We start from the raw sequence: 4549 nt of genomic DNA, 5'->3' as shown, positions 1-4549 counted from the left end.
CCGGCGGCCGCTGCGTGCCGGAGAGCTTGGCAAGGTGCTGCGCCGCCGCAAGCTCGGCCGGCCCGATGACGATTTTCACGCCGCCCGAAGTGATCGCCTTCACCGCCAGGTCCTTGGCATAGCCGCTGTCGCCGCGCGTGTCCTCGATCGTCAGCGTCACCAGCTTGTCGCCGAGATCGGCCATTGCCAGCCGCGCGGCATCATACATCTTCCTGCCGTTCTCGCCCGCGCTGCCGGGGGCAGAGAGCGGCAAAAGCATGGCGATCTTGGTCGAGCCCGTGCCGAGCGTCAGATTGCCCTTGGAAGCGGTCGCTGCGGAACTGGCGGTCAGCTGCGCGGGCGCGGCGGTGGTGGCTTGGCTTGCCGGAGCGGCGATCGCCGCGGGATCCAGCACCTCCGATGCGCCGTTCTTCGACTGGCAGCCGGAGATCGCCGCGACAACGGCAATGGCGAGCGCCGGGGCCATTCCAGGAAAAGTGCGCAGCGGTTTCCCGTCCGCGATTGCGCAAAAACGCATAGCCGGACCAGTTCGGCGTTTCCCGGAAACGATGAACCGCTCCAACGCTCGCGAAAACCCGCGTCGGAAACGCCGCGCCACGCCGGCATGCGTGGCGACCCACGCCGGTCGCACGCAAGCGTCGGCCTCGGCGCAGGCTCTCTTGGCCATCATCGCAGCTGGTCGGCGCGCCCGTCAGCTCAGTGCATGTACTCGACCATGCGGTCGTGGAAGCATTCGCACTTGTTGAGGTAGTCCTCGTCCTTGTAGTTGGTCTTGAGATAGCCATAGGCTTTGCCGCAGGCGACCTTGGCTTCCGAGGCCCAGACGAAGGCGGGGCGCGACGAGTTGATCCATTCCGGGCTGTTGGCGACGGCGACCGATTCGTCCATCAGCTTCACCACATGGTCCTTGAGCTCGACCATGTTGTCGGTCAGCACCAGGTCCGAGGTGCCGACGGTGCGGCAGTAATTCACCGCCGGCTCGCCGATGATATCTGCGGCAAAGCCGGTCGATCCGGCGAGCAGCACCGCCACGGCCGAAGCCAGCAGTCTTGCGGAATGTTTCATGTAAGCCCCTCTCCAAATTGCGAATTCACGGTTCGCTAACGCATAGCATAGCAGCACGGCCGCGCATAAGCACTAAATCGTGGCCGTGTGCTGTTGATGGTTCGAGTCGTCGTAAAGGATGTTGATTGTTCCGGCCGCAGGCGCGTTCGTGAGCTGCGCCACGTCCACGAAGTTGGCGCCGCCGGTCGTGCCGTTGGCGTCGACGCTCAGCGTATTCGTGCCGCTGTTGTAGTGCACGTAGTCGGCGATATTGCCGGCAGGCGCCGTCTCGAACAGTGCGGTCAGGTCGATTTTGTCACCTTCCGCGCCGTTGTAGTCGGTGATCAGGTCCTTGATGTTCAATTCGAGATGATCGAGCTTGAACGTATCGGCACCGGTGCCGCCGGTCAGCGTGTCCTGGCCCAGGCCGCCGATCAGCAGATCGTTGCCGGCGCCGCCATTGAGCGTGTCGTTGCCGGCCCCGCCGACGAGCGTATCGTTGCCGCCGTTCCCGTTGATCGTGTCGGCTCCGACTCCCCCGGACAACAGATTCCCCGAACTGTCGCCATTTAGCGTGTCGTCGTAAGCAGACCCGATAATATTCGGCAGCGCGGCCGTCGAAGTGTAGACGTGGGAAACCCCTGCGGTGTCCGCCGAATGATCCTGAAGACCGGTTCCATACAGCGTTACCCCGATTCCACTTGCAGCTGTGTCGCCGTCCCCGTCCACTGTCTCGATCGGAAGGTTGAAATTCACCGGGTCGGTAGACTGAACGGCCGTGCCGAACTCTCCGATCTTGAATGTGTCGCCGGCTTGATAGTGGTACTCAATGCTGTTGAAGCCGGTGGCGGTCGAGACAGCGATTTCCGTTCCGACAGCCTGCGCGCCGCTCGTTCCGTAAACACCGTCAACGGCAACTGTTCCGTCCGCATTGAACGTGACCGTGTATGAGTGCCCGCCAATGGCATGGCTGCCGGTCGAGGTGAACGTGTAGGTTTCGCCACCATACGCGACGATGACTTGGGTGATGGTATCCAGCGACCTGTCTGCGGGGTTGGTTTCGCCGACCAGATTGGTGTTCGTGTCGTGGTCGTCATATGCCAGGATCTGGACTGTCGATCCGTTCGTCGCGGTGAACACCGCGGATGCGCCATTGGTGTTGTAGTGCTGATCGAACTGGTAGCCCGAGCCGCCCTGGTTCCTCAAGTCCTGCACAAAGTCGACACGGAACGTTTCGCCTGACCCGACAGAAGCGCCAGTGCCAACGCCGCCTGCGATTGCGCTAGTGTTGACTGAACCGCCGATAGCCGTCAGCAGTAGGTCGGAACTGTTGTTGTTAATCGGGCTGGACACGGAATCTCCAGTCGGAACGAAACCCGTCCAATCTTTATTACCGCCGACGAAGTCGTATCCGCTTCCGCTGAAGTCGATATTGGTGAGGCTGTCGATCGTTCCGTTCATGTCCACGGTATAGGTGGGATTAGCGATCTGCGGGTCGAGCGTGACCGTGAACACCGCCACGTTGTTGGCCATTCCGTACAAGGTATGGCCGTCCGCCGACACGTCGTAGATGATGTGGGTGCCGCCCGACGTCAGGCCGCTGTCCACGCCATCGAGAGACGTCGCGAAATGCACAGTGCCGGCGCCGTCCGCGCCATAGTTGTTTGACAGCGTATCTGCGTCCAGGGCGAATGTGACCGGATTGCCTGCTCCATTCGCCAGCACCGCATAGTCCGGCGCAACTGCGGTCGGCACATCATCGATGATGTTAATGGAGATGGTCGAGGTCGACGTGTTGCCGTAGGCGTCGGTCACCGTATAGGTGAAGACGTCTTTGCCGGTCTCGGTGTTGGTGCCGTTGTTGGCATCCGGCGTTGTATCGAACGGCTTGGTCAGCGTGTAGGTGTAGTTGCCGTTCTGGTCGATTTGGAGCAGGCCATAGGTGCCTTGCACGATGACCGCGCTGGCACCGACCACCAAGGAGGTAGCGCCCTGGATGTTGGTCACGTGCGGGCTGTCGGGATCGCCGAGCGAGAGCGTGCCCGAGACCGTCTCGGCCGTCGAGCTCGGGTTCGAGCCGGTTACCGTACCATGACCGATATCGCTGCCCATGGTGGTGGTGTCCAGCGCCGCCTCGTTGACCGTCTGCGTTGCCGCCACCGGCTGCGGCTGGCCGTTAGCCACCGTGATGGTTAGCGTGGCGGGCGAGGTGTCGCCGTCGCCATCGGTGATGGTGTAGGTGAACACCTCGATGCCCGAAGCATTCGGGTTGGCATGGTAGCTGTAGGAGCCGTCGGCTGCGAAGGTGAGGGTGCCAAAGCTGCCGGTCACCGTGTTGCCCGACGAACCCGTCCAGGCGATCGATGCGATGCCGTCGGCGCCGGCCGTGTCGTTGGTCTCGACATTGCCCGTAACCGTCTGGCCCGACTGCGCGCTGTCGGTGTCGGCATGCGCGGTGGGCACATCGTCGATGATGTTGATGACCAGGTTGCCGGCCGGTGCGCTGTCGCCGTCGGCGTCGGTGACGACGACCGCGAAGGAGGCATGGGTGTTGTCGCCCGCCGTGTTGTCGAGCAGCGTGTAGGTGTAGCTGATCGAGCCGACGCCGGTTGCAGCGTTGTAAGTATAGCTGGCCGTCAGCGAGCCGGTGGCATCGGTGAAGGTCTGCGGCGCGCCGGTCAGCACGTGGCCGCCGAGCGAGACGGTCTGGATGCCGTCGGGCGAGGTGAAGCCGATGGTGCCGGAGGTGGTCTCCGAGTTGGCGGCCGCGTCCGAGCCGGCGGATTCGCCGCCGCGCGCCGGCAGGCCCGCTTCATAGACGGTGGTGGTCGGACCGCCGGGCGTCGGGATGGTGTCGGTCGGCGTTGAGTCGCCGATCGAGATCGTCAGCGTGGTGTGCGACAGGTCGCCGTCGCCATCCTTGATGGTGTAGGTGAAGACGTCGTCATGGCCGCCCTGCGAGCCGGCATCGCGGGTATAGTTGTAGGAGCCGTCTGCGTTCAGCGTCAGCTTGCCGTAGGTGCCCTGGATGACGGTGCCGACATTGGCGTCCTCGCCGCCGGCGGTCGTGCCGGCAACGACACCGACGACGGTTGCGCCATCGGCGCCGAGCACGTCGACGCCGGTGACCGGCGAGGTGGTGCCGACCGCCGTCAGCACGTTGCCGCCCTCGGTGCTGAACTGGTTGGCGGCGACGCTGTCGGTGTCGGCATGCGCGGTGGGCACATCGTCGACGATGTTGACGGAGAGCGTGCCGGTGGCGTTCTGGCCGTCCTGGTCGGTGAGCGAGACGGTCATGTTCTCGAACAGGCTGTTGGTGCCCTGGCCGGCGGCATGCGCCTCGTTGTCGTTGAGCGTGTAGGTGTAGCTGACGACGCCGGTTGCGGCATTGTAGCCGGTGACGTTGAGCGTGTTGCCGAGCGCCGTGGTGAAGGAACCGGCGCTGAAGACGCCGTTGGTGATGAAGGCGTGGCCGTCGATGCTGAGCGTGGCGATGCCGTCGGGC

3 protein-coding genes are annotated in these 4549 nt (G+C 63.7%); all 3 read right to left on the bottom strand.

Annotated elements, in window-relative coordinates; translation table 11 throughout:
* The coding region (locus EOA32_RS33535) for an ABC transporter substrate-binding protein (RefSeq protein WP_348632242.1) at window positions 1-466 on the bottom strand (466 nt) is incomplete at its 3' end.
* Between the two features lie 230 nt (window positions 467-696).
* Window positions 697-1065, bottom strand: coding sequence for a hypothetical protein (locus EOA32_RS33530; protein WP_095826434.1), 369 nt, complete (start codon window positions 1063-1065; stop codon window positions 697-699).
* A 72-nt stretch (window positions 1066-1137) separates the two neighbouring features.
* Window positions 1138-4549 (bottom strand): Ig-like domain-containing protein (locus EOA32_RS33525; RefSeq protein ID WP_128374013.1); only part of this gene is annotated, 3412 nt, incomplete at its 5' end.

Source organism: Mesorhizobium sp. M1A.F.Ca.ET.072.01.1.1 (genome assembly GCF_004023325.1).
In the GTDB taxonomy this organism is placed as follows: domain Bacteria; phylum Pseudomonadota; class Alphaproteobacteria; order Rhizobiales; family Rhizobiaceae; genus Mesorhizobium.
Note: the sequence above shows the minus strand (reverse complement) of the source record. Positions and strands in the feature narration are given on the sequence as shown.

What these genes read in the sequence shown, in the direction of transcription:
- EOA32_RS33530 (WP_095826434.1), bottom strand. Translation starts at nt 1,065, where the DNA reads ATGAAACATTCCGCAAGACTGCTGGCTTCGGCCGTGGCGGTGCTGCTC.